The organism is Pandoraea anhela (assembly GCF_902459655.1).
Taxonomy (GTDB): domain Bacteria; phylum Pseudomonadota; class Gammaproteobacteria; order Burkholderiales; family Burkholderiaceae; genus Pandoraea; species Pandoraea anhela.
This window is the reverse complement of sequence record NZ_CABPSB010000002.1, coordinates 1-25,632: the sequence shown is the minus strand read 5'-3', so window position 1 is coordinate 25,632 and position 25,632 is coordinate 1. Positions and strand designations below refer to the sequence as shown.

General features: G+C 62.4%; 28 protein-coding genes. 21 read left to right on the top strand and 7 right to left on the bottom strand.

The window, feature by feature from the left end; translation table 11 throughout:
* Positions 1–13 precede the first annotated feature (13 nt).
* On the bottom strand, positions 14–1,057 hold the full coding sequence (locus PAN31108_RS03215) for a transcriptional regulator GcvA (protein WP_150667462.1): 1,044 nt from the start codon (positions 1,055–1,057) through the stop codon (positions 14–16).
* Between the two features lie 112 nt (positions 1,058–1,169).
* Here PAN31108_RS03215 and PAN31108_RS03210 point away from each other — a divergent pair, with 112 nt between their 5' ends.
* From PAN31108_RS03210 to PAN31108_RS03185, 6 genes are all read left to right on the top strand, one after another.
* A complete protein-coding gene (locus tag PAN31108_RS03210; RefSeq protein ID WP_174994829.1) occupies positions 1,170–1,490 on the top strand; it encodes a DUF2917 domain-containing protein in 321 nt (106 codons plus the stop codon).
* A 219-nt stretch (positions 1,491–1,709) separates the two neighbouring features.
* On the top strand, positions 1,710–2,645 hold the full coding sequence (locus PAN31108_RS03205; RefSeq protein WP_150667460.1) for a DMT family transporter: 936 nt from the start codon (positions 1,710–1,712) through the stop codon (positions 2,643–2,645).
* Between the two features lie 161 nt (positions 2,646–2,806).
* Entirely contained in the window at positions 2,807–3,520 is a 714-nt protein-coding gene (gene lipB / locus PAN31108_RS03200) for a lipoyl(octanoyl) transferase LipB (RefSeq protein WP_150667459.1), read from the top strand.
* A 24-nt stretch (positions 3,521–3,544) separates the two neighbouring features.
* Positions 3,545–4,564 carry a lipoyl synthase gene (lipA, locus tag PAN31108_RS03195; protein WP_246183754.1) on the top strand — a complete coding sequence of 340 codons (1,020 nt, stop codon included), beginning with the start codon at positions 3,545–3,547 and terminating at the stop codon, positions 4,562–4,564.
* 555 nt (positions 4,565–5,119) lie between these two features.
* A complete protein-coding gene (locus PAN31108_RS03190; RefSeq protein WP_246183786.1) occupies positions 5,120–5,920 on the top strand; it encodes an N-formylglutamate amidohydrolase in 801 nt (266 codons plus the stop codon).
* Positions 5,920–6,699, top strand: coding sequence for an IclR family transcriptional regulator (locus PAN31108_RS03185; protein ID WP_150667457.1), 780 nt, complete (start codon positions 5,920–5,922; stop codon positions 6,697–6,699). Before PAN31108_RS03190 ends, PAN31108_RS03185 begins: the two co-directional genes overlap by 1 nt.
* On the opposite strand, the gene PAN31108_RS03180 is transcribed toward PAN31108_RS03185, so the two are convergent.
* A complete protein-coding gene (locus PAN31108_RS03180; RefSeq protein WP_150667456.1) occupies positions 6,666–6,956 on the bottom strand; it encodes a hypothetical protein in 291 nt (96 codons plus the stop codon). The genes PAN31108_RS03185 and PAN31108_RS03180 overlap by 34 nt on opposite strands.
* A 152-nt stretch (positions 6,957–7,108) precedes the next feature.
* On the opposite strand from PAN31108_RS03180, the gene PAN31108_RS03175 reads away from it, so the two are divergent.
* From PAN31108_RS03175 to PAN31108_RS03150, 6 genes are all read left to right on the top strand, one after another.
* Positions 7,109–8,077, top strand: coding sequence for an ABC transporter substrate-binding protein (locus tag PAN31108_RS03175; RefSeq protein ID WP_150667455.1), 969 nt, complete (start codon positions 7,109–7,111; stop codon positions 8,075–8,077).
* Between the two features lie 14 nt (positions 8,078–8,091).
* Positions 8,092–8,928 (top strand): ABC transporter permease, encoded by an 837-nt coding sequence (locus PAN31108_RS03170; protein ID WP_174994828.1) that lies wholly within the window; start codon positions 8,092–8,094, stop codon positions 8,926–8,928.
* Between the two features lie 19 nt (positions 8,929–8,947).
* Positions 8,948–9,742: an ABC transporter ATP-binding protein gene (locus PAN31108_RS03165; protein ID WP_150667454.1), complete on the top strand. Its 795-nt coding sequence runs from the start codon at positions 8,948–8,950 to the stop codon at positions 9,740–9,742.
* A 44-nt stretch (positions 9,743–9,786) separates the two neighbouring features.
* On the top strand, positions 9,787–11,073 hold the full coding sequence (locus PAN31108_RS03160; protein ID WP_150667453.1) for a dicarboxylate/amino acid:cation symporter: 1,287 nt from the start codon (positions 9,787–9,789) through the stop codon (positions 11,071–11,073).
* Between the two features lie 247 nt (positions 11,074–11,320).
* Positions 11,321–13,312, top strand: coding sequence for a sensor histidine kinase (locus PAN31108_RS03155; RefSeq protein ID WP_150667833.1), 1,992 nt, complete (start codon positions 11,321–11,323; stop codon positions 13,310–13,312).
* Positions 13,312–14,664 carry a sigma-54-dependent transcriptional regulator gene (locus PAN31108_RS03150; protein ID WP_150667832.1) on the top strand — a complete coding sequence of 451 codons (1,353 nt, stop codon included), beginning with the start codon at positions 13,312–13,314 and terminating at the stop codon, positions 14,662–14,664. The genes PAN31108_RS03155 and PAN31108_RS03150 overlap by 1 nt, the downstream gene beginning before the upstream one ends.
* Before the next feature lie 40 nt (positions 14,665–14,704).
* Here PAN31108_RS03150 and PAN31108_RS03145 read toward each other — a convergent pair whose 3' ends face one another.
* The 3 genes from PAN31108_RS03145 to PAN31108_RS26695 form a co-directional block, all read right to left on the bottom strand.
* Positions 14,705–15,442, bottom strand: coding sequence for a carbonic anhydrase (locus PAN31108_RS03145; protein ID WP_150667452.1), 738 nt, complete (start codon positions 15,440–15,442; stop codon positions 14,705–14,707).
* 374 nt (positions 15,443–15,816) lie between these two features.
* The gene (locus tag PAN31108_RS03140) at positions 15,817–16,341 is read right to left on the bottom strand and encodes a TlpA disulfide reductase family protein (RefSeq protein WP_150667451.1); all 525 of its coding nucleotides are present in this window, start codon (positions 16,339–16,341) and stop codon (positions 15,817–15,819) included.
* A gap of 58 nt (positions 16,342–16,399) precedes the next feature.
* Positions 16,400–17,317, bottom strand: coding sequence for a thioredoxin domain-containing protein (locus PAN31108_RS26695; protein WP_246183753.1), 918 nt, complete (start codon positions 17,315–17,317; stop codon positions 16,400–16,402).
* Between the two features lie 125 nt (positions 17,318–17,442).
* Between PAN31108_RS26695 and PAN31108_RS03130 the strand changes: the two genes are divergently transcribed.
* A complete protein-coding gene (locus PAN31108_RS03130; protein ID WP_150667450.1) occupies positions 17,443–17,973 on the top strand; it encodes a hypothetical protein in 531 nt (176 codons plus the stop codon).
* Positions 17,974–18,088: 115 nt separating this feature from the next.
* Here the strand turns inward: PAN31108_RS03130 and PAN31108_RS03125 are convergent, their stop codons facing one another.
* Together PAN31108_RS03125 and PAN31108_RS03120 are read right to left on the bottom strand one after the other, a co-directional pair.
* The gene (locus PAN31108_RS03125; protein ID WP_246183752.1) at positions 18,089–18,655 is read right to left on the bottom strand and encodes an ATP-binding protein; all 567 of its coding nucleotides are present in this window, start codon (positions 18,653–18,655) and stop codon (positions 18,089–18,091) included.
* 519 nt (positions 18,656–19,174) lie between these two features.
* On the bottom strand, positions 19,175–19,522 hold the full coding sequence (locus tag PAN31108_RS03120; protein WP_150667830.1) for a helix-turn-helix domain-containing protein: 348 nt from the start codon (positions 19,520–19,522) through the stop codon (positions 19,175–19,177).
* 210 nt (positions 19,523–19,732) lie between these two features.
* On the opposite strand from PAN31108_RS03120, the gene PAN31108_RS03115 reads away from it, so the two are divergent.
* The 8 genes from PAN31108_RS03115 to PAN31108_RS03085 all read left to right on the top strand — a co-directional run bounded on the left by PAN31108_RS03115 (position 19,733) and on the right by PAN31108_RS03085 (position 25,346).
* The gene (locus tag PAN31108_RS03115; protein WP_150667448.1) at positions 19,733–20,062 is read left to right on the top strand and encodes a hypothetical protein; all 330 of its coding nucleotides are present in this window, start codon (positions 19,733–19,735) and stop codon (positions 20,060–20,062) included.
* A gap of 44 nt (positions 20,063–20,106) precedes the next feature.
* Positions 20,107–20,673, top strand: a complete 567-nt coding sequence (locus tag PAN31108_RS03110) for a transposase (protein WP_246183751.1) — start codon at positions 20,107–20,109, stop codon at positions 20,671–20,673.
* A gap of 143 nt (positions 20,674–20,816) precedes the next feature.
* Entirely contained in the window at positions 20,817–21,668 is an 852-nt protein-coding gene (locus PAN31108_RS03105) for an HAD domain-containing protein (RefSeq protein ID WP_246183750.1), read from the top strand.
* A gap of 26 nt (positions 21,669–21,694) precedes the next feature.
* On the top strand, positions 21,695–22,021 hold the full coding sequence (locus PAN31108_RS03100; RefSeq protein ID WP_150667447.1) for a helix-turn-helix domain-containing protein: 327 nt from the start codon (positions 21,695–21,697) through the stop codon (positions 22,019–22,021).
* Between the two features lie 251 nt (positions 22,022–22,272).
* Positions 22,273–22,449, top strand: coding sequence for a type II toxin-antitoxin system antitoxin (locus PAN31108_RS03095; protein ID WP_150667446.1), 177 nt, complete (start codon positions 22,273–22,275; stop codon positions 22,447–22,449).
* Between the two features lie 17 nt (positions 22,450–22,466).
* Positions 22,467–24,572, top strand: coding sequence for a DEAD/DEAH box helicase (locus tag PAN31108_RS03090; RefSeq protein ID WP_150667445.1), 2,106 nt, complete (start codon positions 22,467–22,469; stop codon positions 24,570–24,572).
* A 37-nt stretch (positions 24,573–24,609) separates the two neighbouring features.
* Positions 24,610–25,113, top strand: coding sequence for a hypothetical protein (locus tag PAN31108_RS26690; RefSeq protein WP_246183749.1), 504 nt, complete (start codon positions 24,610–24,612; stop codon positions 25,111–25,113).
* The gene (locus PAN31108_RS03085; protein ID WP_306440128.1) at positions 25,014–25,346 is read left to right on the top strand and encodes a TIGR02391 family protein; all 333 of its coding nucleotides are present in this window, start codon (positions 25,014–25,016) and stop codon (positions 25,344–25,346) included. The genes PAN31108_RS26690 and PAN31108_RS03085 overlap by 100 nt, the downstream gene beginning before the upstream one ends.
* The last annotated feature ends 286 nt before the right edge of the window (positions 25,347–25,632 follow it).

The following is a 25,632-nucleotide window of genomic DNA, read 5'->3' as shown; positions in this document are numbered from 1 at the left end:
GCGCGCGCGAAGGTCACGCGTGCGTCGGTGCACCGTCGTCAGGCGGTGGCATTTTGGGGTCCAGCCCCAGTTGGGCGTGCGTCGTCATCTCTCCTGCCGTCGCGGCCATGCCGGCCGCCAGCGCGGCACGGCTCGGCTGCGTCGGACGCCGACGCGTGTCCTTCACCAGGTCGAACGCGGCGACCTCCTCCAGAAACCACGTCCGGAATGCCTGAACGCGCTGCGTCGCCAGCGCGGCGTGCGGGCATACGAAGAAGTAATCCCAGCCGCATGGCGTATCGACGTCGGACAGGCGCACGAGGCGACCGGCCATGATGTCGCCCACGGCCAGCGAGCGACGCACCAGCGCAACACCCTGACCGACGATCGCCGCCTGCGAGAGCATGCCCGAATCCTCGTACATCATCCCCTGCATCGGTTCCGGCAGATCGAAGCCGGCGGACGCGAACCAGGGGGCCCACGGTTCGTCCTGCGAGCGCAGCAGCGTGCTCGCGCGGAATTCCTCGGCGGTCTGTGGCAGCTTGCCGTCGTTGTACGTCGGGCTGCACGCGGGGAAGAACACGTCGTCGAGCACCTTCTCGATGTGCAGCCCCGGCCAGTTGCCGTTGCCCATGCGCAACGCGACGTCCACGTCGTCGTGTTCGAAGTCGGTCAACTGCGCGCTGCACCTCAATTCCACTTCCAGTTCCGGATGCCGGTCGATGAAGCGGCCGATGCGCGGCGTCAGCCAGCGGCTGGCGAACGACGGCATCGTGGTGAGCACCAGTCGTCGCTCACTGCGCGTGCCCGCTTGCAGCTTGCGCGTGGCCTGTGCAATGTCGGTGAGGGCGGTGCGGATCGACGCAGCGTACTGGCGTCCCGCAGGCGTGATGCTGATGCGCTTGCCGTTACGGGCGAAAAGCGTAGTGCCCAACTCCTGCTCCAGCGCGCGGATCTGATGGCTGATGGCGCCGTGCGTCACGAACAGCTCCTCGGCCGCACGTGAAAAGCTCTCCAGGCGGGCGGCCGCCTCGAAGGCGCGCAAGGCGCTCAGGTTGGGAAGTCTCCGAAGGTCCATGTGAGCTCTATTCGCAAGGCCGTGAAAATATGTCGTTTGGTGCGGCGCCTGCCAGTCCCTATGATTCAGTCATTGTCTCGCACTGCGTGGGGGTCGTAAAATGCAAAACCATTTGACAAAGGTTCAGTACGTCTACGGACTTCGTCCGGGCGAAGTCATCAGTCTCGATCTGCACCATGAGCATACGCTTGTCGCGCGCGGCGCGTCAGTCTGGGTGACGCGTGCGGGCGATCCGCGCGATTACTGGCTCGCGCCCGGCCAGCGTCTGGCCATCGAGCCGGGGCGCCGCTACTGGGTGTCGTCGGAAGCTTCCGGCGAAGCCGAACTGGAGCGCGAAGTCTCCCGTCGTTTCCCCCTCGCCCGAGTCCTTCGCCAGTGGCTGGCCGGTCGCCGGGCCGCCCGGGAAGCGAACTCCTGCACGGCCGCCGCCTGACGGTCGTTGAGGACTCCCGGGCGTTTGCCCACCCCGAATACACGCGCTCCACGGCGATGACCGCCAAAGAGCGCGTGTTGCATTTCGGGCGTGCCCCGTGTGGCGGATGGGCCATAGCGACAGGGCCTCGCGTGTGTCAATCGAATTCACAACAAGACGCGCAATAATCCAAGTCGGAACACCCTGATAACGCGTCGAAACAAGAGAAGTCGTTCCCCGATGAGCCAAGTCTCGCCCCCCGCACCGCTGTCATCCTGCGCCACGCCGAATCCCCACGCCGACGAACGCCTCGGTCGTTTGCTGATGGTTGCCGCCATGGTGATCTCGGGCACGATCGGCGTCTTTGTGCTGATGTCGGGGCAGCCCGCGTTGAACGTGGTGTTTTTCCGCTGCCTGATCGGCGCGCTCAGCCTGTGTGCATGGTGTGCGTGGCGGGGATACTGGCGCGGCTTGCGGATGACCCGCAGCCAAATCGTGAACGTCACGCTCGGGGCCGTGACGCTCGTCTCCAACTGGTATTTCCTGTTCACGGCCTACCGCATGACGTCCGTGGGCATCACGACCGTTGTCTACAACGTGCAGCCGTTTCTGCTGGTGCTCGCGAGCGTGATCGTCACGCGCGAGCGGCCGTCGCTTGCCACACTGGCGTGCCTTGGCACGGCGTTCGCCGGGCTGGTGATTCTGGCCGAACCGGGCGGCGTGCATGGCGCGGGCTATCTGCTGGGGGTGGCGAGCGCGCTGGCCGCCGCGTCGCTCTATGCCGCGACCACGCTGTTTACCAAGAAGCTCGCCGGGACGATCCGGCCCGAGATCATCGCCGCGTTGCATATGGTGATCGGCGCCGTCGTCTTCGTCTGGATGGCCGATTTCCAACACCTGCCGTCCGCGCCGCGCGAAGTGGGCGCCATTGTGACCCTGGGCCTCTTTCATACGACGTTCATGTACCTGTTGCTCTATGGCGCGTTTCAGAAGGCGTCGACCGCCAGCCTCGCGGTATTCGGCTTCGTCTATCCGGTGGTGGCCGTGGCCGTCGACTTTCTGGCGTTCGGGATCGTGCTGCATCCCACGCAATGGCTTGGCGGCGCGATGATTCTGCTCGCGGCCGGGTGTTACGCCCGCGGGCTGGGCGTCTCACCGGCGAAGAAGGTGGCCTGATCCCGTGGCGGTACTGGCCGGGGCCGAACGCTGCAAACCGTTGCGGCGGGGCAACACCGGGCCTCGCAAGCCCGATGGGGTTGATAGCGGGCATGGGGGCATGGTGTGCGTGGAGTGGGGAGGGCGAGCACGACCGGCGGGGTTTCGTTAAAATTACGCCCATGACCTCCCCGATCGAAGTTTGCTGGCGCGGCAAGGAAGACTACGCCACATCGTTCGACGCCATGCGCGCGTACACCGACACGCGTGGCCCGAACGGCCCCGACCAGCTTTGGATCGTCCAGCATCCGCCCGTCTACACGCTCGGACTCGCCGGCGATCCCGCTCACCTGCTCGTCGCCAACACCGGTATTCCGCTCGTCAAAGTCGACCGCGGCGGCCAGATCACGTTTCACGGCCCCGGTCAGGTGGTGATTTACCTGCTCGTGGACTTGCGCCGCCGCAAGCTCGGCGTGCGCGAAATGGTGCGGCTCATTGAGCAGGCGGTGATCGACACCCTGGGAGCGTATAATCTCGACGTTGAGCGCCGGGCCGGCGCGCCGGGCATCTATGTGAGCCAGGGCGACGGTACTGTGGCGCACGCCGGCGCGAAGATCGCTGCGCTCGGGTTGAAAATCCGCAACGGATGCAGTTATCACGGCGTGTCGCTGAACGTCGCCATGGATCTGCGCCCGTTCGAGTGGATCAATCCGTGCGGTTACGCCGGTTTGCAAACGGTAGACATGGCCACGCTAGGCGTGGCCCCCCGCTGGGACGAAGTGGCCGCGCGACTGGCGCAGCAACTCGGTCATCACCTCGAACAGCACCCCGCGACGACCGATGTCGCGCCGAAGGCCGATCAAGAGACGGCCTCGAGCGCAAACGCCGCCGCCTGATTGGACGTCTGGAAAGCCCCCATCATGACCACCGTGACTCAGAACGTTATCGAGAACGACGCCGCGAACAAGGAAGTTCGCACGATCGACGGCGAATACGACGCCACCGCCAAACAGAAATCGCAGGCCAAGACCGCCCGCATTCCGATCAAGATCGTGCCGATCGAGCGTCTGAAGAAGCCGGACTGGATTCGCGTAAAGGCGGCGACCCACACTTCCCGTTTCTACGAGATCAAGCAGATTCTGCGAGAGCACAACCTGCACACGGTGTGTGAGGAAGCGAGCTGCCCGAACATCGGCGAGTGCTTCGGCAAAGGTACGGCCACGTTCATGATCATGGGCGACAAATGCACGCGTCGTTGCCCGTTCTGCGACGTCGGTCACGGCCGTCCGGATCCGCTCGATGCCGACGAGCCGCTCAACCTCGCGAAGACCATCGCGGCCATGCGTCTGAAGTACGTTGTGATCACCAGCGTGGATCGCGACGATCTGCGTGACGGCGGCGCTCAGCACTTCGTCGACTGCATTCGCCACGTGCGCGAGCTGTCGCCGCAAACCCGTATCGAAATCCTGACGCCGGACTTCCGGGCTCGTCTGGACCGCGCGCTGGGCATTCTTAACGCCGCGCCGCCCGATGTGATGAACCACAACCTGGAAACGGTGCCGCGCCTGTACAAGGAAGCGCGCCCGGGGTCGGACTACCAGCACTCGCTCAATCTCCTGAAGGCGTTCAAGGCGGCGCATCCGGATGTCTCGACGAAGTCGGGCCTGATGGTCGGTCTGGGCGAGACGGACGAAGAAATCCTCGAAGTGATGCGCGACATGCGTGCGCACAACGTCGACATGCTCACGATCGGTCAGTACCTGCAACCGTCGGAGCACCACCTGCCGGTGCGCCGTTACGTGACGCCGGACACGTTCAAGATGTTCGAGGAAGAAGCGTACAAGATGGGCTTCACCCACGCGGCCGTCGGCGCGATGGTGCGTTCGAGCTATCACGCGGACGTGCAGGCGCACGAAGCGGGTGTGGCCGACGCTATCTGATCGGCCCCGAGCGGCGCGCCGGCTCCGGCACGCCGACCTCATCGGAAGTTCGAAAGCGCGGATCGTCGTCAGGACGGTCCGCGCTTTTGCTTTGGGACGCGCCGCCATGACGCGTTCTCTCTCACCACGCCGCGAGCGTTAGTCGCCCGCCCAAAGTCGATTACGACACGTCACAAGCCTCGCCGGGTTCGATAGACGATACCTGCCGCAGCCATTGGCGGATCCCGCTGAACGCGTTCGATACGCACAGCGATCTGCACCGATCGTCGCCGAATGCCCCGTCTTAGCCCGGTGCCTGGCCCCCAATTTCTCCGAAATATGTTGTAACAACCGTCACCTTGTCGCCTTTCTGACGTTGTCTCAGAATATTTGAACATTGTTTTGCTTGGCAAAACATTGCGCCCGATGGGGTTATTCCCGGGCGGAGGTTTCGGATGCACGCCAGGAGGCGACATGTCCCGTCAGGTCACTGAGGGCCGATTTTTTGTGGAAGCACCGCAAGGTGGCCAACGTGGCCCGGGTCGCGCCGAGGGCTTCGGGAGGCACTTGCCTTTGGTGATCGATGCACCGCACAGCGGTCATGTGTTTCCGCCTGATTTCGACACGGTTGCGCCGACGGCCGCGATCCTCGCCTGTGGCGACGCTTATGTCGACGAACTCTGGTCTGTCGCCACCCATCACGGCGCAACGCTCGTCGCGGCGCTTTTTCCGCGCGCCTACATCGATCCGAACCGTGCCGAGCACGATATCGATCCCGAATTGATCGCGAGCCTGTGGCCGCACGACGCGCGACCGCAAGCCTACAGCGAGCGAGGCGTCGGGCTGCTGCACCGTTTCGCTGCGCCGAATGTGCCGCTTTACGACCGGCGCCTCACGGTGGCCGAAGTCGAGCGCCGGATTCACGACTACTACCGACCCTACCGCCATGCGCTTCGCGATGCGCTCGATGCCGCCTGGCGACGCCACGGCGTGGTCTGGCATCTCGATTGCCATTCGATGAGCTCGCGTGGTGGCGCACTCGATCCCGATGCGGGCATGTCGCGCCCCGACGTGATCGTGAGCGACGGGGACGGCACGACGGCCGATCCGGCGTTCTCGCGCTGGGTGATGGCGCAATTCACGCGACTGGGCTTTCGCGTGGCCTACAACGTGCCGTATCGCGGCGGCGATCTGGTGCGCCACTTCGGGCGTCCCGCCGAGCGGCGTCACAGCGTGCAGATCGAACTGAACCGGGCGCTCTACCTGGACGAATCTCGCGTCGAGAAGCATGACGGCTTCTCGACGCTGCAAGCGCAACTTGGCCAATTCGCGGCGTCGCTCGCCGCTTATGCCGAACAACATAGCGAGGAAGTTTGATGGACTACACAGTCGCTTCGGTCGACACGGCGCTTTCGCTGTTGTCGCTGGTTGGGGAATGCCCCGGCCTGGGTGTGACGGAACTGGCGCAACGCGCCGGCCTGAACAAGTCGCGGGCGTTTCGTCTTTTGGCGACGCTCGAACAGCACCGCTGGGTGGTCCGCGAGGGCAGCCCCGTCACCTACGTGTTGGGTGCGCAGGCGCTGGTGCTCGGCGTGGCGGGGCACGAGCAGGTCAATCTCGTGAAGGTGGCACACCGTCATCTTCAGGCGCTCAATCGCGCGCTGAACGAGAACATCCAGCTGCGCGTGCGCGACGGACTCGAATCGTTGTGCGTCGCGCGCGTCGAATCGACGCACGAACTGCGCGTGCACGGCGTGGTCGGCAATCGTCGTCCGCTGTACGTGGGCGCCTCGGGGCGTGTGTTGCTGGCGTTTGCGTCGGACGACATCCGCGCGCAAGTGCTGGGTCGTCCGCGCAAGCGCTTTACGGCAGGCACGCTCATCGAGCGCGACGAACTGGCTGCCGAACTGCTCAATGTGCGACGTCAGGACTGCGCCGTGAGCTTCGGCGAACTCGCACCGGAAGCGGTGTCGGTCGCGGTGCCGGTGCGCGATGCGTCCGGCGAAGTCATCGCGTCGTTGTCGGCGTCGGGGCCGTCCTCGCGCATGACGCGTGCGTTGCTGCCCGACATTTCGTCGCGCCTGTCGGCCTGTGCCGCGGAAATCTCCGCCGCGCTCGGCTATCAGACGCCGGTGCCGGAGACGTTGTCCGCCTGAACGCGGGACGACCTCACGTCGGCGGGCAGCCACGTGCCCGCCACCGTCGAAACCGCTTCCTGATGCGCGACGCTGCCGCCGCAACAAGGCTTCAAGGGCGGTTTCGATTTTTTCAACGGACCGTTGTGCCACCGCCCGTCCCGCGTGGGTGCCGATATTGCCGGCACGATCGCGCGAAATGGCCCCGTTTCCCCGGATTTTCCGGAAATCCAGAAACATTCAAGGGCCATTTTCTGGTTTCTTGTATAACCAGACATCGGGTTTTCCACAGCTTCCCACAATAAAATCAAAGACTTGCATCGTTGGCATAAGTATTGCTTTCTAACGCGCGTGCTGCCGGGACGTCCGAATCCCCTTCAGGAATCCGGAAACCCAGAGCAAGCCGTTCTAATAAGAGAGAGGAGACCTTATGTTCAAGCAATGTCTTGCCGCCGCTGCGCTGTGTGCGGCCTCGCTACACGCTTTTGCCGACGATCTGGTGCGTTTGGGGAATCTGAAGTTCGCCCACTACGGTGCTGTGTCGTACATGAAAGTGATCGGGCCGAAGTACGGCCTGAAGATCGAAGAGCGCATGTTCGCCAAGGGAGTGGACATCATGCCGGCGATCGTTGCGGGGCAGATCGACGTGTCGGCAAGCGCGCTTGACGCCGCGATCGCAGGTCGTGCGCAGGGCGCACCGATCTATGCCGTGGCCGGTTTCGCCAAGGGGGGTGTGCGTCTCGTGGCGAAGAAGGGTCTGCCGATCGCGAAGGTGGCCGATCTCAAGGGCAAGAAGGTCGGTGTCGCCCGTGGCGGCGCTCAGGAACTGATTCTGTACGCGGAACTGGCGAAGGCCGGTCTGACCTGGTCGGATCAGCCGGGCAAGGACGTGCAGATCATGTTCATGGCTTTCGCCGATCTGAATCAGGCGCTCGCCGCCGGTAGCATCGACGCGATGTGCCAGTCCGAGCCGCAAGCGTCGCAATCCATCAACAAAGGCTTCGGTGTCGAAGTCCTCAAGCCGTACGACACGCCGATCGGCGAGCCGGTGCGCGCGCTCGTGATCACGGAGAAGCTCTACAAGGAGAAGCCGGACGTGGCGCAACGCCTCATGTATGCGTTCGTCGAAGCGACCGACTACTTCATCAAGAACCCGAAGGCGGCCGAGAAGTTCGTTCGCGAGGACATGTTCAAGAACCAGATCACCGAGCAGGATTTCACGGACGCTATCGGCAACTCGCCCTACAGCTACGACCTGAGCCTCTCCCACGTGCAACTCACCACCGACCTGATGAAGAAGTACGGCGTGGGCAAGTTGCAGGATCCGGTGCCGAAGGCCGAGGACTGGGTCAAGCTCGACCTGCTCGCCAAGGCGAAGACCAAGCTGAACATCAAGTAAGGCGAGGCGAACGGATGTCCGCAGTTCTTCCCAATTCGGGGGTCTCTCGCCCCGCGCGCCTGCTGCGCGGCGTGCTGATTCCGGTCGCGGTCGTGGTGATCTGGCAGATCGTCACCGGCCTCGGCTGGATCAACCCGATCATTCTTCCGTCGCCGGTCGCGGTCGTGGCCAAGTGGTGGCAATACCTCAAACCGACCGTCGCGATGGCCGACGGTTTCCATGCATGGCTGCAGTCGAGCGAGTTGCTCATGGACGCCACGCACAGTTTGTATCGCGTGGTGATGGGGTTCCTCGTGGGCGCGGGCATCGCGTTGCCGCTCGGCTTGCTCATGGGCACGAGCACCCGCGTCTACGGTCTGTTCAATCCGCTGGTGCAGGTGGTGCGTCCGATTCCCCCGATCGCATACATTCCGCTGGCCATCCTGTGGTTCGGTCTGGGCAATCCCCCCGCGTTTTTCCTCATCGCCCTGGGCGCGTTCTTCCCAGTGCTGATGAACACCATCGCCGGCGTGCGTCACGTCGACGGTATCTACCTGCGTGCCGCGCGCAACCTCGGCGCCGGTCAGCTCACGATCTTCCGCCGCGTGATTCTGCCGGCGGCCACACCCTACATTCTGTCGGGCGTGCGTATCGGTATCGGCACCGCGTTCATCGTGGTGATCGTGGCCGAGATGATCGCCGTGAACAATGGTCTGGGCTACCGCATTCTGGAAGCGCGCGAATACATGTGGTCCGACAAGATCATCGCCGGCATGCTGACCATCGGTCTGCTCGGTCTGGTGATCGACCTCGGCATGGATCGTCTCAACAACCACCTGCTCAAGTGGCACCGTGGTCTGGAAACCAAGTAAGGCGAGGGAGACGATCGACATGCTGATTCAAATCGACCAAGTCAACAAACAGTTCCCTGTGCCCGGCGGTGTCGTCGATGCTCTCAAGGACATCGACCTGAGCATCGACGCGGGTGAGTTCGTCTGCCTGCTCGGCCCGTCCGGCTGCGGCAAGTCGACGCTGCTCAACGCGCTCGCGGGCTTCGTGCAACCGACGTCGGGCGCCATCCGTATCGATGGTCGTGCGGGTGCGGCGGCCGAACCCGGTCCGGATCGCGGCATGGTGTTCCAGGAGTACGCGCTGTTTCCGTGGATGACGGTGGTGCAGAACATCGCCTTTGGGCTGGAAATCAAGGGAATGAAGCGCGCCGAGATCAACGAGCGCGTGGACCTGCTGCTCGGCAAGCTCAACCTGCGCGAATTTCGCGACCGCTTTCCGCGCGATCTGTCGGGTGGCATGCGTCAGCGCGTGGCGATTGCCCGCGTGCTGGCGCTCGATAGCCCGATCATGCTCATGGACGAGCCGTTCGGCGCGCTCGACGCCCTGACGCGTCGCACGTTGCAGGACGAGCTGCTGCGCATTTGGGAGGAATTCAAGAAGACGATCATTTTCGTCACACACAGCATCGAGGAGTCGATCTATCTGGCCGACCGGGTCGTCGTCATGACGTACCGGCCGGGCACGGTCAAGCGGGACGTGGTCATCGACCTCCCCCGTCCGCGCGACACGGCAGGCAGCGAATTCAATGAACTGAAGAAGGCGCTGGCCCAGATGGTGATGGAGGAGCAAATGCGCTTCGCGCAAAGCGAGATTCGCGGGGTCACCGCGGATTGATAACAAGGGTGGTGGCTTGCCCCGCCGCCTGAAGAGGAAACAACATGCAAACCCAGACCAAAAAACCTTTTTACCGCATCCTGTACGTGCAGGTGCTGTTTGCCATCGTCATCGGTATTTTGCTCGGGCACTTCAAGCCCGATCTCGCCGTCGAGATGAAGCCGCTCGGTGACGCGTTCATCAAGCTCATCAAGATGATCATCGGTCCGGTGATCTTCTGCACGGTCGTGACCGGTATCGCCGGCATGGAAGACATGAAGAAGGTCGGCCGCGTGGGCGGCAAGGCGCTGATCTACTTCGAAGTCGTATCGACGCTGGCATTGGTGATCGGTCTCGTCGCCACGCACATCCTGAAGCCGGGCGCCGGCTTCAACGTCGATATCAACTCGCTCGACCCGAAGGCAATCGCGGGCTACGCCGCGAAGGCCGCGCACGGCGACACGTTCACCGACTTCCTGCTGCACCTGATTCCGAACACGATCACCGATGCGTTCGCCAAGGGTGAAATCCTTCAGATCCTCGTGATCGCTATCCTGTTCGGCGCCGCACTGGGCGCGATCGGCGAGCGTGGCCGCGTGGTGACGAGCTGGATCGACAGCGTGTCGGGCGTGCTTTTCCGCGTGGTGCACATCATCACCAAGGTGGCGCCGCTGGGTGCCTTCGGCGCCATGGCCTTCACCATCGGCAAGTACGGTATCGCCTCGCTGGTGCCGCTGGCCAAGCTCATGGGCACGTTCTACCTGACGTCGTTCCTGTTCGTGATCGTCGTGCTGGGTCTGATCGCCAAGTTCACGGGCTTCTCGATCTTCCGCTTCCTCGCCTACATCAAGGAAGAACTGCTGATCGTGCTGGGTACCAGCTCGTCGGAAGCCGCGCTGCCGCACCTGATGGAAAAGATGGAAAAGGCCGGTTGCTCGAAGTCGGTGGTGGGTCTCGTGATCCCGACCGGTTACTCGTTCAACCTCGACGGCACCAACATCTACATGACGATGGCCGTGCTGTTCATCGCACAGGCGACGAACATCGACCTGACCTGGGGCCAGCAGCTCACGCTGCTCGCCGTGGCGATGCTCACCTCGAAGGGCGCTTCGGGCGTGACCGGCGCGGGCTTCATCACGCTGGCCGCCACGCTGGCCGTGATCCCGACGATTCCGGTTGCCGGGATGGTGCTGATTCTCGGTATCGACCGCTTCATGAGCGAATGCCGTGCGCTGACGAACATCGTCGGCAACGGTGTGGCGACCATTGTCGTGTCGGCCTGGGAAAAGGAACTGGACCGCAAGAAGCTCGCCGACGCCATGTCGGGCAAGCAAGGTCCCGAGCTGGCCTGACGGCCCGTGGCAGGGGCAGCGGCCCGGTCTCGCATGACACCGCCGCGGCCCCCGCCAAAGTACCGTTCGCCACCGGGCGGCGCGGCACAGGCACAATAGCGCCTGAGCTTCGCCGCCCGGTGGTCCTTGATCCAGTGGATACGCAATGGTTTGGCGATGCCGACAGGCGGTGCCCACGCGCCGCCTGCCGCCATCGTACGGACCGGCAAACGACGTCAACAAGGCGTATTTCCTGACTCACGCCCCAATGGCCACCCTGCACGACAACGTGATCCGCGCCCGTTCGAGCGACACCCCGCAAGGGGCCGCGTCGCCCGCGAGCGCAGCGGACCCCCGGCGCGACGAAGTCCCCATCGATTTCGAGAGGACTGTCCCGATGCGCCGTTGGTCATGGATCGTCGTCATGTTGCTGGCGAGTGTCCTGTTCTGCTGGTTGACGTACGCCCTGAGCTGGCAGCGCGGCGTGGCCGATTTGCGCGTCAACGCCGGGGCCCGCGTGGAGCGCTACGCCGGCAGCCTGCGCAGCACCGTCGATCGCTACGAATTCCTGCCGTATCTGCTCTCGCTGCATCCCTATGTGCATGATCTGCTGCTCGATCCCAGGAACAAGGCCGTGGTGCAGCGGGCCAACGATTATCTGTTCGACGTGAACCAGCGCGCCAAGGCGTCGGCGGCGTATGTCATCGATGCCAACGGGCTCGCGCTCGCCGCCAGCAACTGGCGTGAGAAGGCCACGTTCGTCGGGCAGGAGTATCGCTTCCGTCCGTATTTCATCGACGCCATCAAGGGCGCCTTCGGCCGCTTCTATGGTGTGGGCACGACTTCCGGCGAGCCGGGGTATTTCGTCTCCCAGCCGATTCTGGTCGACGGCAAGATCCATGGCGTGGTCGTGGTGAAGTTGAATCTGGAGTGGTTTCAGCGCGCCGGGGCCGATGCCTCCGAGCCTGTGGTCGTCGCCGACGATCATGGCGTGATCTTCCTGTCGTCCGAGCCGCGCTGGCAGTATCGCTCGCTCACGCCGCTCGCCCCGGATGTGAAGGCGGCGCTCGACAGCACGCGTCAGTATTACAACCAGAACGTGACGCCGCTCGCGTGGAGCGAGGACGAGCGGCTCGATGCCGACGGCGAAGTCGTCACGGTTCGGGACATGAGCGCAGGTCGCGGCTCGGGCAAGACCCGGCGCTTTCTCGCCGTGCAGCGCAAGCTGGGCGAGCCGGACTGGACGCTCATGTACTTCGCCCCGCTCGATCAGGTGATCGCCAACGCACGGATCGCGGCGGTGGCGGCGGCGTGTCTCGCGGCCTTCACCTGCCTGCTCGGCGTGGCGTGGAATCAGCGGCGTCAGCGAGTGCGCGACATGCTCAAGAGCCGCGAGTTGTTGCAGTCCGCGTACGCCGAACTGGGCGAGCGCGTGGCCGAGCGCACGGCCGATCTGCAATCGGCGAACGAGCGTCTGCAAACCGAAGTGCAGGAGCGCTCGCGCACCGAACATGAGTTGCGCGAGGCGCAGAGCGAACTCGTGCAGGCCTCGAAACTCGTGGCGCTCGGCCAGATGGCCGCCGGCATCACGCACGAACTGAACCAGCCGCTCTCGGCGCTGCGCAGTTTCTCGGACAACACGCGTGTGCTGCTGGAGCGCCGGGAGTATGACGCGGCGCAGGAGAACCTCGAAGCCATTGCGTCGCTCACAGACCGCATGGGCAAGATCACCGGCCAGTTGCGGCTTTTTGCCGGACGTGCGCGTCGTGGCGATATGGAGGCGTCGGTGCGTCGCGCGCTCGACAACACGCTGATGCTGTTGCGCGGACGCCTTGCCGGCATCCATGTGAGCACGACGTTCGCCAACGCCCGCGAGGACGTGCAGGTCGCCTGCGAAGGGCTGCGCCTCGAGCAAGTGCTGATCAATCTGGTGGGTAACGCGATCGACGCGGTCTCGGGCGCCGTCGGCGCGCAAGCCTCGCCGTCGATCTGGATCGATGTGGATGCGGACGACCTGTGGGTGCGCATTTACGTGCGCGACAACGGGCCGGGGATTTCGTCGGCGCATATGCCGCGTCTGTTCGAGCCGTTTTTCAGCACCAAGGAGGGCGGTCAGGGCATGGGGCTCGGACTCGCAATTTCGTCGTCCATCGCACAGGAGAACGGTGGCCAGCTGGTCGCGCGCAACGTTCCGGGCGGTGGCGCAGAATTTCTCGTGACGCTGCGCCGCGTGCAACGCGCCGGCGCGACAATCGCATGATGTACAAGAACCTCCAGATCCTATTTGTCGAAGACGACGAACTCGTGCGGCGCGCCACGCTGCAAAGCCTGCAACTCGCCGGGCTCGACGCCTTCGGGCTCGCCTCGGCTGAAGCGGCGCGCGAGCGTATTACGCCGGACTTCGCCGGCATCGTCGTATCCGACATTCGCCTGATCGGCATGAGCGGGCTCGAACTGCTCGCGCATCTGCGTCAGCACGCGCCGGAAGTGCCGGTGATTCTCGTTACCGGTCACGGCGATATTTCGATGGCCGTACAGGCCATTCGCGACGGCGCCTACGACTTCATCGAAAAGCCCTTCGCGCCGGATCGTCTGATCGAGTCGGCCAAACGCGCGCTCGAGACGCGCAAGCTCATGCTGGAGAACCAGGCGCTGCGTCGCGAACTGGCGGAGCAGGGCGGACGCGCATCGCGCATCATCGGTCGCAGCCCGTCGATGGAGACGCTGCGCACGCTCATCGCCAATGTCGCCATGACGGACGCGCCCGTGCTCATCAACGGCGACACCGGGACCGGCAAGGAACTGGTCGCGCGCAGCCTGCATGAGCTGTCGCGCCGGCGCGATGCGCCGTTCGTCGCCCTGAACTGCGGTGCGTTGCCGGAAGCGATTTTCGAAAGCGAGATGTTCGGCCACGAAGTCGGTGCGTTTACCGGCGCGGCGAAGCGTCGTATCGGCAAGCTGGAACATGCGTCGGGCGGCACGCTGTTTCTCGACGAGATCGAGAGCATGCCGGCGGCATTGCAGGTCAAGCTGCTGCGCGTGTTGCAGGACGGCGTGCTGGAGCGTCTTGGCTCGAACCAGTCGATTCGTGTGGACTGTCGTGTGGTGGCGGCGGCCAAGGGCGACATGGAAGCGCTCGTGCGCGAGGGGACGTTCCGTCGCGACTTGTATTACCGCCTGAATGTGGTGACGCTGGCGCTGCCGCCGCTGCGCGAGCGGCGCGAGGACATTCTGCCGCTGTTCGAACACTTCATGCTCGACGCCGCAGTGCGTTACGGACGGCCTGCGCCGGTGGTGTCGGATCGGATGCGTCAGGAGCTGATGCAGGCGGACTGGCCCGGCAACGTGCGTGAACTGCGTAACGCGGCGGACCGTCTCGTTCTGGGCGTGGCGAGCGCGCCGGAAGGCGACGGCACGCTTGCGCCACTGCCGCTCAAGGAGCAGGTGGAGCGTTTCGAGCGCGCCGTGCTGCAAGAGGCGCTGGAGCACAGTAAAGGCAACGTGGCCGCCACGGCCGAGGCGCTGCATGTGCCGAAGGCCACGCTGTATGAAAAGCTCAAACGCTATGGCCTGCACACGCGTGGGCACGGCGAGGGTGGCGACGGTCGCTGATCACAGCGGCCGATGACCGGTGCATCGGCCGCCGACCCCCTCATCCGATCAGCTCGACCTTGCCGCTGGCGAGGCGGTACATGCCACCCACGATCTTCAACGTCCCTTTCGTTTCGCTCTCCCGCAAGATGGCGGACGTCTCGCGCAAGGCGCTCACGTTGTCCAGCACGTTCTGTGCGATGGCCGCATCCAGCGGGTCGGGGCCGGTGCGGTCGATCTTCTTCACCGAGGGCTTGATGCGCTGTACGAGCGACTGAATGCTGCCGGGATACATCGTGCCTTTCGCATACGCGCCGAGGGCCGCATCGATCGCACCGCATTTGTCATGGCCCAACACGAGAATGAGTGGCACCTTGAGAACGCTGACAGCGTATTCGAGGCTGCCCGTCACTTCCTCGCTGGCGATATTGCCCGCCACACGTGTGGTAAACAGGTCGCCGCGCACGCTGTCGAACGCAAACTCCGGTGCGACGCGCGAATCCGCGCAACTGAGCAATGCCGCGTAAGGGTTTTGTCCTTCCGAGAGCGTTTCCCGCTCCGATGCGAAATCATGGCGACGCATGAGTCCGGCGACATATCGTGCATTGCCTTGCATCAATCGTGCGATGGCGTCGTCCGGTGTGACAACGTTGTGGGGCTTGGGCGGTTGGGTGGCGAAGGCCGGGACGGCAGCACCGCTGGTCAGTCCCGTGACGGCGGCCGCGAGCGCGCCGGAGCCTCGAAGAAATTTGCGTCGCGCAGAGGCCGGCACCGCAGGGAGTTTTGTCTCGCACATCATGCACCTTCAAAAGAGGGAGAGTGATGTGGATTCTGCGAGGAATGCCGTGACGCGATCGGGGGGGAGATTGCGGCATTTTGACGCGCATTCGCGACGCGGTTTATCCACGTGCGTTTGGCGGCGAACGCATGCTGCGTGACTGACGGATATTGGGAAAATGCTTTGCTTTTTTGGCGCGGAGTTTTCGATTGCGTGCGATGTCGTGCCGCTGCTTAATGCGTCTGACTTCGTCATGAAAAACACCCGGAAGATTGGCGTTACATCCAACTTCTGGGGTGCAGTTCACGCAGGGCGTTTTTCTGTTCGGGGCATGACGATGCCTGGTGGCGGTATGGCGGGGCTACGGTGGGCGATAGCGTCGCGATCGCGGTGCGTCAGGCCTGCTTGGCCAGCGCCGTCTCGATGAGCTTGTTCAGCTCGGCGTACTCCGGCTCGCCCACGTACTGCTTGAGCACCTTGCCGTTACGGTCCACGACGAAGGTCGTCGGCGTGAGTTGCACGTTGCCGTATTGCTTGGCGACGCTGCCGTCCGAGTCCATCGCCACCTTGAAGGGCAACTGACGCGTCTGTGCGTAATTCATCACGTACATCGGCGGATCGTAGCTCATCGCCACGGCGACGAATTCCAGCCCCTGATCCTTGTACTTCTCGTACGTCTTCACCATCGTCGGCATTTCCTTCATGCACGTGACGCAGCTCGTCGCCCAGAAGTTGACCAGATAGACCTTGCCCTTGAGTTGCTCGGTGCCGAGTTTCTGGCCCGAGAGCAATGTGAAAGTGGCGTCAGGGGCGCGCTTCTGTCCGGCGAAGGTGAAGTAGGCGGCGATGGCCACGGCGGCGACGATCGCAATCGCGATGATCTTGCCGAGAGGAGACTTGCGGGAGGTCGTAGCGCTCATGACACAGCCGAGTGATGGATTGCGGGAGGACGGATCGACGTCGATTCTACTCTGAATCTCAGCGTGTCGTGGTTGCGCTCCCCGTGGGCAGACGGGCGCGGCCATGGGCGATGGCGTCGTCGAGATAGGCGCCGTAGAAGTCCGGCAGGCCAGCGCCGATCAGCGGGTCGGCGACGGGGCGGCCGTTCGTGTCGAGGAACAAAACAGTCGGCGATACCTTGACGCCGTGTGCGCGTGCCCAGGCGACGCCCGTGGTCGTCGCCCCGTCGAAGTCGCGCACCGGCGTTGTGCTGTCCATGCCGATCTCGCGCACCTCGTACTTGCCGCTGCGCACCAGCGGTGCGAGTTCGCGTTGACGGATCGGGCCGCAATAGACGCAGTCGCGCAACGACACCAGCACGATCAACGGCGCGTCGAGCGAGGCGGCCCGACGCGCGTGTGCCGCGAAGTCCGTGGCGAGCGGCACGGCTGCGGGTTGCCGCGTCGCGCTCCTGCTGTCGGGTGGCACCGGTGCGCCCGCGCCTTCACGCGGATACGTGACGCCGGTGGCCTGCGCCAGTTCAAGCCCGGATGGCACGGCAGCGGTGAGGTTCGCCGTTGTGCCGGCGTTGTCACCGCCGCCAATGCTGCCAATGCTGCCAATCCGACCCACGCTACCCATGCCATCCATGCCACTCATGCCATTGCCGACCTCGGCACCGACGTTCGAGCCGCCCATCGCCGTCCCGGCGCCGGACGGCGGCGCGGCGATCGCGACGCTTGCAATGCATGCAACGAACGCCGAGGCGATTATGACGAGCGCCTTTACGGACGTCTGCGATACCGAACCGGACAGGCGAACACGCGAGCCAATGTCGCGCCAAGCCACCGCAGCAAAGCGTGTGAGCCGGCGGGCGGTCCACGGCCACTCGGTCCTCGCATGACGCATGACCGGTAATGGCGACGAGCGGCTAAGGCGGGCGGGGAAGGATTTCATGGCGTCGATCATACCGGGATCCGCTCCGACGCGTTTTCCCTGCGGCGACGCCTGGCGGATAATGAGGCCCTTCACATCTCCGACCTCCGTCCATCGCCATGAATCGCGTTGTCCGTGCCTGCGTAATGCTTGCCGCAACTGCCCTGCTTGCCGCCTGTTCTCCTCGCTACGATTGGCGCGAGGTTCACGATAAGGACGGCGCGTATGCCGTGACCTATCCCGCCAAGCCCACGCAGGACGAACGCGAAGTGAAGTTCGCGTCCGGGCCGCTGCCCATGCGGATGCAAGCCGCCCGCGTGGATGCTGCGCTCTTCGCCGTCGGCGTGGTCACGCTGCCGAACGACGACGCCACGCTGCGCCAGACGGTCGTCGACGAACTCCGGCAAGGCTTGCTCGCCAATGTGAACGAGAGCGCCGCTGTGCCGTCGCAGGTGATGGTGCGTCAGGCGGGCGACGCGCCCGCACTCCCCGGGCAGGCGATCTCCGCGCAAGGCGCGGCGGGCGGGAGGGACGAGCGGGGCGAGCGGGCCGAGCGCTTCGTGACCGCGCGTTTCGTCGGGCGCGGCAATCACGTCTATCAGGTTGTCGTGATGGCGACAAAGCCCCCAACGAAAGAACAGGTCGATCAGTTCCTCGACTCCTTCATATTGGAGTAAGGCGCTCGCATGCGCGCGGCGGCGCACACCCGGGCGTGCTTATGGGGCATTAAGCGGGCTTATGTGGGCTTATGTGGACTCATGTGCGCTTAAGCGGGCTTATGTGCCTATGGGCTTATGCGGGCGCTTCGCGATACTGCACGGCTTCGGCGACGTGATGCGCATCGATGGCATCGTGACCGGCAAGGTCGGCAATGGTGCGGGCGACACGCAACACGCGGTGATAGGTTCGCGCAGACCAGTGGTGTTGCGTCACCGCATGGTGCAGGACTTCCTGCGCAGCAGGCGCCAACGCGCATTGCGCCTCCAGCGCGCGATTGGACAGGCCGCAATTCAACTGACCCTGACGCGACACCTGACGTTCTTGCGCGCGCCGTACCCGCTCGGCCACCGCTTCGCTGCGCTCGCCGGTGGCCGGCGCGGCGAACGTGTCGGCACTCAGCGCGGGGACTTCCACATGCAGATCAATGCGATCGAGCAACGGCCCCGAAAGACGATTGCGGTAGCGCGCCACCGCCTCGCTGGTGCAACGGCAGTTTCGCGACGGATGACCGAGGTCGCCGCATGGACACGGATTCATGGCGGCCACCAGTTGGAACGTCGCAGGAAATGTTGCATGTCCCCCTGCGCGTGAAATCGTCACATGGCCCAGTTCCAGCGGTTCGCGTAGCACTTCAAGCACACGCCGTTGAAACTCGGGCAGTTTGCTTTAAGGCACAAAATTCGAGAAATGTTGCTCAGAACTGTCGACGAGCAGGTCTTTCGGCCCTTTCTAAATATGAGGCAAGCCCCGAAAGGGGCGCGTCAGTGTTCGAGTGTGGGCAAGTTCGGCACCCCGAAGGGGCTGTCCACAGCCTTGTGCTGTGGGCAGCGGACTTGTCCACACGGGGTGCGCCGTAAAGCACGATTTTCATTTGAGTTGTTTCGCGTGCTTTATACGCGCTGCACTGAATCGCACCTCCACTCGCGTGCTGCGACTCTATACGGAGTGGGCGCCGGCATCGTAAATACCCCTTGGTATGCTAGGCAACAAGTTGCCGGCTACCGGGTCAGGAGTCGTTGAGGCGGCAAAATTCGGCCTGCAGTTACAGACTGATTCTTGGTAAGCGCCGACCACCGTTGCGTCGCTATAAAGCTTGACGGTAAGAGAGCTGCCAAGTTCGTTAGTGGGCTAATCCGGAAACTAAGCTGTCGCAGGCCATCATGACTTCTTCTCGAGCAACCCCTTCGAGAACAGCCTGTTCTCGATAATGTAGCCAATCTCCTTCTTGTCAGCTTTAATCAGGTACGGCCAAGAGAGGAGAAGCTCCGCGAGTTCGTCGTTGTCGCAATAGAGGTATGCCGTCGGAACCTTGAGTACCTTCGCCAACTTCTGAGCGATTTCAACCGGAGGTTGGTGAACTCCGCTCTCGTATCGGCTGATGCGTGCGCTCGCAGAAGTTTCGTCCAGGCCAATTTCAACGCCAAGCTTGTCTTGGGGAATGCCGGCGCGCCGTCTTGCCTGTCGCAATCGACGTCCGAATACAGTAACCGGCTCTTTCTTTCCCATTCTGCGAATATCGTAGATTTTGCATTGCGCTTCTCTACGAAATTCGTAGAATCTGGAAGGCGCCACGAACGACCAAATCAGCTTGACAAATCGCCATTTCATGGTTCGTTCGTCGCCGAAAACGCTATGAACAATCTCAGGGGTTGACGCTCTCGCATGCGTGAGACGGCACTCCCGACATACCCGCCAGCAGCTGCAGGAGCCCAAGAAATGAACCTGAATGACATACCCGACGACTTCCCACGGCCGACGCTTCCAACTGTGGTTCCCGGCGGGCAGCCCAAAGCTGGCGTCGCCTTGTCATGGAACGTCTACGTTGCAGGCCTGACGCCAGAGGAGAAATACGAGCGCTGGGTGATATGCGAGGACCTAACCAAGCAATTGCTTCTCACCGCTCAGAAGGATGCAGCGAAGTATCCCCATCATTCGCCCGATGAGACGCTTGAACGGGTACGCGTGTCGGTCGCATCGAAGGGGTGGGTATCGCCAGCTGAGTTGGACTGGCTCCTGCAGCGCATGAAGACACTGCTCCAGTGGTAGCAGCGGAAATGCAGGCTTGGGACCAAGTACCGGGAGTGAACAACATGCAATCTCGCGGCGATGAATGTGGAGCTCCGCTCCAGCGTCACGTGCCGGTCCCTGCGCTATCGCTCGGGAAGATAGTCGCAGACATTCCGCCAATAGTTCAGGCATTGGGTAAGGCAAAGTGCAAAACGCCGGACGAGTTACTGGCCAGCCGGGCGCGCTTTGGCAATCCCACGTACGCCGTCGAAGACTCTGACGACGGTGTTACCTGGTACTTCTCGAACGACTTGCAGGAGGCGGTTGCGCTCGGGTTGAAGTGGGTCGAAAGAGGTTGCGCCCTGGAGCAAATTCCAGAAGACCAGCATGGCGAGGTCGTCTATTCCTATGCTGTGTGTGGCGTCGAGGCGGACTGCGACATCGAATACCTTTTGTATAGCCATCGTCTTTGGCAAGCTGCGGGCGCGGACTTGAATGAGGCTGCCACGCCGGAAATCATGACTCGCTTACGTATGGAGTTCTTCAAGTTCGTAGCCCGATGGCGGACGCAATTCACCTTACTCGACTTCACACATCCAGCTTCAGTAACAGCGTACCTTGAGGATTGGGAAAGTGACCTGCAGCCGTAGACCGAATCAAGTGCAGGCGTTCTTGCATACGCCACAGCGATGACTTCGCGACTGACCGGTGTTATCCGGAGACTATATCGGCAGCCGAAGGATGGCATCCGCCAGGTCTTCGTGTTGTCACGAGCGGAAGCGGAAAGCCGACTATGAGCTCAAGCTCTCTGAACCCTCTGGCACTGAATGGCGTCGCACTGGGTCAACTTGTGCGCCAGCAGCGCATTGCATGCGGACTCAGCACAGCCGACGCCGCTTCCTACCTGCGCCTCTCCCCTCGTTCACTCAACCGGTTGGAGGACGGAGAGCCGGTGAACACTGACATCATGTTTAGGGTGTTGAGAGAATTCGGCCTGGCCATGATGGTCATGCCCAAGGCTCGCGCCGGCATCGCTCTCGCGGCCTTGGGTCACAAGGCAAACTGGCTCGCGGAGTCACCAGACACTCTGCCGGCGAAGAAGCGCGCGCGTACAGCGGAGCTCCCGCCGGAGAATCATACCCCCACGCTCTTCCTCGACTTCGACGGCACATTGCATGTCGGCCACGCGTTGATTGACTCTCAGAATCAAATATCTCTCGATTCCGGCCGACCATTGTTCGAATTTGCCTCACTGCTTGTCACAATGCTTGCGCCATATCCGTCGGTGGAGATTGTGCTCACTACGTCCTGGCTGCGAACACTGCCGCTCGATGACGTGGTCGCGTTTCTACCACCCGAGCTCGCACGCCGAGTAGTCGGAACAACCAAAGACATCAAGCCGCGCCTGGGTGACTTGAGAAGCGGGACAGACCGGACTGCTGCCATCGCGAGCTATGCGTACGGGAAAGGCTTAAAGAACTGGTTGGCCATCGACGATTCCGTCCACGGAGCCTATAAGTTCGGTCGGGAGCCTGGAGAACTGCAACACCACTTCGTTCTTCTCGACGCCGCGCGTGGCATCAGCGACGAACCGGCCCGACAGCGGATTCGTTCATGGCTCGCTGGAGATTGGGGCAAGTCGTGACGCGAAGACACCTTACACCAGGGGAAATGGAAGCCGAGATAGGTGGCTATCTGAAAACTTACCGCATCCATCGCAACATCGACCAGGCCACCCTCTCGGAGCGCGCTGGCATTAGCGTTCGGGCGCTACGGAATCTCGAGGCTGGCAACGGGTCGTCGTTGCGCACCCTATGTTCTGTGCTTAAGTCTTTGGGCCGCGAAGCGTGGCTGGACACAATTGCGCCGGTTCCTTCTATCAACCCGCTGATGCTCACAAGGCAGGCCAAACCGCGCCAGCGCGCAAGCAAGCCTCGACAAAAGAAGCAGTCGCTCAACGAAGCGTTGTCTGCAATACCAAAAGCGGGAAAGGACTAAGACGTCGCCGTCGTTTCGATTTCCGCACCCGAGCGTCCGCCGCCAGGTTCACGATGTACTTGCTTAGGAACGGGCAGCTGTGTCTTGCCGGGATGTCGAAACCCGTTCACCCGCCGTGAGCGGGCTTTTCATGCAGGCTCGCGGATTCAAGGCTTTCCTCCGGCAACGCCCTTCCTTTGCGCCACCGGACCACCGATTCGGCGCTCATCAGCGTTACAATCGCGGTACATTTTTCTCTGGCGAGTCAACCCATGGAACGTAAGTCCGACACCCTGAATCTCAGGGTTACGCCCGAGCTGAAGGAGTTGATTCGATTAGCCGCAGAGAGAGAGCACAGAACGATTGCCAATTTCATAGAAGTGCTCGTCCGGCAACACTGCGGCGAACACGGTATCGCTATTCCGACAAAACGGCCACAGAGCCGCTAAATCGACCGGGGGAATTGATGGACGTCTTTCAGTTTCGCGAGCACATTGTTGCCGAATACGAGCAGTTCACTCGCAGCTTCACTCGCATCCGAGCCGACGACATTCGGGACTACGTCGATGAGCAATACGCCAGCCAGAAATACTGGCCAGAACCGCTCATTCAAATCAACCCGAACTTCAGGTCTGGTGGAACGGTCGAGGAGTTCGTCGCCGCCGCTCAACTGAGCGCCCAGTGCGCCGACATCTTCCGCCTTGGCAAATCGCCTTCATCGGCTGGGGTCTCCTTGCCGCTGCACAAGCATCAAGCGGAAGCCATTAGCCTGGCTGCTGCCGGCGAAAGCTATGTGCTGACCACCGGTACAGGTTCCGGCAAGTCTCTCAGCTACTTTATTCCCATCGTCGACGCGTGCCTTAAGGCCAAGGCCGTCGACCCGGCCCCCAAGACCAGGGCTATCGTCATTTATCCGATGAACGCTCTGGCCAACTCCCAGCTGGAGGAGTTGAAAAAGTTCCTTGGGTCGAATGCGGCGGAACGGGCGGTGACGTTCGGGCGCTACACCGGCCAGGAGTCCGACGAAGAGCGGCAGGCCATGGCCGCGAATCCGCCAGACATCCTACTAACGAACTTCATGATGCTCGAACTGCTGATGACCAGGCAGAACGACATCGACAAGGCAGTGATGCGCAATGCCAAGGGCTTGCGCTTTCTGGTGTTGGATGAGCTCCACACCTACCGGGGACGACAGGGTGCGGACGTGGCGTTGCTGGTGCGCCGTGTTCGTGAGGCCTTGGCGGAGAACCTTATCTGCATCGGTACGTCCGCTACGATGGCTACCGAAGGCACCCAAATGGCAAGAAACGCCATCGTGGCAGACGTTGCTTCGCGGCTATTCGGTACGAGAATCCCCGACCGCAACATCATCACGGAGACGCTTCGTCGCACCACGCCGGAAGAAGAGACCATTGCGACGGTCTCGACTCGCTTGGGTAACGCCATTCGCGCAGGTATTCCAGAACAGACTGACTTTGCTTCACTGGCATCGCATCCGGTGTCGGTCTGGGTAGAGCTGACCCTCGGCCTGACCTATGAGGATGACAAGCCACGGCGCGCACGTCCACGAACATTGGCGGAGGCGGCCCAACTGCTGCATGAGGCATCAAGTGAACCGGTCGGAATCTGCCTGGACTATCTGCAGAAGTTCATGTTGCTTGCTTACGCCGTCAAGGACGACGCAGACAAGTCGCTCTTCGCGTTCAAGCTTCACCAGTTCATTGCTGGCGGCGGCAAGGTCTATGCGACATTGGAAGCGCCCCGCCACCGCGCCATCACCCTCGAAGGTCAGCAGTTTGTCTCGGGGGACACCAATCGCATCCGTCGCTACTACCACGTCCACTTTTGCCGTGACTGCGGCCAGGAGTACATGCCCGTATGGGACACCGAGAGTCCGGAGGGGCGTACCTTCAACGTGCGCGGTATTGAGGAGCGGCAGCATGACGATGAAGAGGTTAAATTTGGCTACCTGCTTCCTGGTTTGGAGAGCTGGGACCCATCAGACCCAGAGCGATACCCAGAGGGTTGGGTAGAGGAGCGTGCGGATGGCGAGTGGCGCGTTAAACCCGACAAGCGCAAGTTCATCCCTCAGGCAATCACCGTACGCCCTGATGGCGTTGTTACTGATGGTCTGGGCCTGGGTGCCTGGTTCATCCCTGGCGCTTTCCGCTTCTGTCCGGTCTGTGGCACCACCCACACTACGTCCGGCAAGGATGTTCTGCGGCTGACGTCTCTGTCCGGCGAGGGTCGTAGTTCAGCCACGACGATGCTGACTTTGTCAGCGCTTCGCTACCTCTATGAGCAAGACCAGCAGTTGGACTCGGAGGCGAAGAAGGTCCTAGGTTTTTCCGACAACCGACAAGATGCCGCACTGCAGGCGGGGCACTTTAATGACTTCCTGCAAGTGCTCCTGACGCGTTCCGCGTTGCTCTCTGCGGTCCAGAAGTCGCCTTTGAAGGTCTTGAGCGAGAAAGAGGTCGCCAACGCTGTTTTCGAAGCCTTGGGCTTCCACCGTGATGACCCCGGCGTACGCGCCGAGTACATGCAGCAACCAGAGGTCAAAGGCAAGTGATTCGCGCTGGGTACGAAAAGCTATGTGGTGGCGCGGTATGACACCGCTGGAGCGCCTTCGCCTGGAGAAGGCCGCTGCAGACTGCGGCTTTGAGCGCACGCCCGTGTTGCTGAACGATGGCGGGATGGAGCTGCGGTCCGCGCAGTTTCCCGAAGCGATTCTTGTGCATGTCGTGGGAGGCAGTTTCCGCGTCTCAGCTTCGGCTGCGTTACTGCTGGATGGCGCCGATGGCGGTGCCGCTTCCGTGTCCGACCTGGACCAGCTCTACGCCGTGCTCCAACGCGCCTCGGCCATTGCCAGAACCATGCCAAACCGTGTGGCCGACCAGTTCCGGCGCGAGAAGATGCGCCTCCCGCAATCCACAGAGGCCGAGCGCCTGGTGGTACAGCGTGTGGGGCAAGACCTGTTTCGAAATGCGCTGATGGATTACTGGCAGGGCCGTTGTTGCGTGAAGCGACCAAGAGCATTGCCGCGAAAGTTCGAACTCTTTCTGGTTTGGACGGCGATGGTGCAGACCTGGTCCAACGTGCCTTTGCCTTGAGCAAAGAGGGTCCTCCAATATTAGCCATCAACAACCTTCAGACAGAGACTGAACGGGGAGAGCAGCGTGGATTTGTGAACCTCGTTGTGGGGTTGTTCGGTACTGTTCGGAATCCGCTGGCGCATAACCCGAAAGTGGAATGGCCGATGTCAGAACAGGATGCGCTTGATATATTGACGCTTGCATCGTTGGTTCACCGGAAGCTGGACGGCGCCAAGCGGTCCAGGCCTTGAGTTAGGCATTCGGCAGGCTGCTAGTCACCAGCTTTGCTTTTGCATCGAGCTGTTCTAGCTCGCCTGGGGCTGTCGGTGCAACTCGAACTGGCAGTAGACGTTTCGCCGCCGGAACGTGGCTCTCGGCCGCGCAAGCCCTGACATGCCCCCTTCAATCGGGCCAATGGGCTTCTAGCAAAGTCCCTTTAAACCAACTCCTGGAAAGCGGCAGGAGCGTCCGCGGTTGCTCGATGTTTCGCCGCAAACTCTGACGGCGCAAGGTAGTTCAGTGCGCTGTGCGGCCTTT